1 protein-coding gene and 1 pseudogene are annotated in these 410 nt (G+C 63.2%); both read right to left on the bottom strand.

Going from position 1 to position 410, the window contains the following annotated elements; translation table 11 throughout:
* Positions 1-141, bottom strand: a pseudogene (locus EN786_RS36190) (mandelate racemase/muconate lactonizing enzyme family protein); the annotation flags it as partial.
* A 1-nt stretch (position 142) separates the two neighbouring features.
* Positions 143-410 (bottom strand): TOBE domain-containing protein (locus tag EN786_RS36185; protein ID WP_135910054.1); only part of this gene is annotated, 268 nt, incomplete at its 5' end.

The following is a 410-nucleotide window of genomic DNA, read 5'->3' as shown; positions in this document are numbered from 1 at the left end:
GCCGGTGCCCGACGCGCCGTCGGCATCGGTGACAGTGACGATCGGCGTTTCCTGGCTGACGAAGCTCTGAATGGCATCGGTGCGCTTCACCTTCGGCATGAGGTCGACCATGCGCAATTCGATTTTCTCGATTTTCGCCATGTCAGTTCCTCAGCGACTTGCCGGTTTCGGCGGAGAACAGGTGCGCACGGCTCAAGTCAAAACTCATGCCGATCCTGTCGCCGGCTTTCAGCGGCTTGGGATTGAGCATGCGCGAGACCCAGTCGGCGCCGTTGAACTCGGCAAAGACCAGCGTCTCGTTGCCGAGCGGCTCGGTGATGCTGACCGGCAGCTCGACGCGGTGGACTTCGGTCTCGCCGCCGGAACTCAGGCCGTGGCCGGTGGGGTAGAAATCGTCGGGGCGGATGCCG

Source organism: Mesorhizobium sp. M4B.F.Ca.ET.143.01.1.1 (assembly GCF_004792275.1).
Taxonomy (GTDB): domain Bacteria; phylum Pseudomonadota; class Alphaproteobacteria; order Rhizobiales; family Rhizobiaceae; genus Mesorhizobium; species Mesorhizobium abyssinicae.
This window is presented reverse-complemented; position numbering and strand designations above follow the sequence as displayed.